1 protein-coding gene is annotated in these 1,482 nt (G+C 47.4%); it reads right to left on the minus strand.

All coding sequences use genetic code 11. From position 1 onward, the window contains the following. Positions 1-374 precede the first annotated feature (374 nt). A partial coding sequence (locus ACRC27_RS06110; RefSeq protein WP_438639426.1) for a methyl-accepting chemotaxis protein occupies positions 375-1,482 on the minus strand: 1,108 nt, incomplete at its 5' end.

Raw genomic sequence — 1,482 nt, forward strand, 5'->3', positions numbered from 1 at the left:
CGGATGACGTTTTTCCCGTTTTTCAGCTCTGCGTTCTTGTAGAGTTTTCTGCGGCTTTTTCTTCTGTTCGTGACTCATAATAACTCTCCAATGTTGTGGTACGTCTTCTATTTACGCCCTCTTCACTGAGGAAAGCAACTTGCGGCACGCTAGGCTGCTGGCAAATTGCCATTACAGCTAATGGAAACACGACTTAGAAGAATAATTTATCAAAATGTAAAAAACTTTACTGTCGCGGTTATGCATCTTTGCAGAAGATACCGCTATTCCCCCTACGAAACTTTGCTCAAGACTCTCACCATCACGCATAAAAAAGCCGCCCAATCAGGCGGCATTACACGTTTACGGTTTAGCGAGGAATAACCGATAACACACTAGACTCGGAAACTAGAAAGGGTTCGATCCAAATTGGTACTTTCTCGCTCTAACGCTTCGCAAGCATGTGTCATCGCCACAATCTGTTCTCGCATAGAGTACGAGTGCGCTACAGCTTGTTGTAGACGATTATCGATATTATGGCTCAGGTTATTTTGCTCATCTGACGCAGCTTCAACCTGATGGCTCATATCACGAATTAATGCGATGGCTTGTTCCATCTGCGTTAGGCTATCAGCAGCACCAGACATCTGCGCCGTCGCTTGACTGCTGTACTCTTGGCACTCCTCCATCGATTGCACCGATAAATGGCTGCTTTCTTGTAAGCCTTCAATCATTGTGCGGATCTCATCGGTACTGTGCTGAACACGATTTGCGAGTGTACGCACCTCATCAGCAACCACCGCAAAACCACGCCCTTGTTCACCGGCGCGTGCAGCTTCAATCGCCGCATTCAGTGCCAGTAAATTGGTTTGCGCAGCAATGTTACTGATCACATCCGCTACCGTGGTAATACCTGCCACAGTATGACTAAGTTCGGAAATCGAAGTGTCGGTACGATTCAGGCGTTGAGTTAAGCCATCCAGTGCCATACCGGTCTCTTTGAGTGCCTGCTGCGTTGCATCGGTTTTATCAATCAGTACACGCGTCGCATCAGCGGTTTCCGTGGCGCAGCGGTGCACCTGATTACTGGCCACAGTTTGCCCTTCCATTGCTGACGCTATCTGGTCATGCTCCGTTTGCTGCAACTCAGCACCTTGATGAATCTCAGCCGATAACGTAAATAGCTGGCCCCTCACCTCTGCTACCGCAGCGGCAATACGATGAGAGTCAGTGATCGTCTGATGAATTTTGGTCACAAAACGGTTGAATGCATGACCAAGACGAGAGATTTCATCACTACCTTTAACCTGTAGCCGCTGGCTCAAATCACCTTCGCCATCAGAAATATTTTCCAGCGCATGAGTCAGTTCAAACAGAGGCCGTAAACCAATCCGACTAATCCAATAACTAATCGCAAAAGAAAGAATCAGCGCAATGGTACATCCAAAGAGAATTCGTGATTGCGCTTGCTCGGCAAGCAGTAAATTCTTCTCTGATAAATTG

This window comes from Plesiomonas sp. (genome assembly GCF_051650925.1).
Classification (GTDB): domain Bacteria; phylum Pseudomonadota; class Gammaproteobacteria; order Enterobacterales; family CAMTGL01; genus Plesiomonas.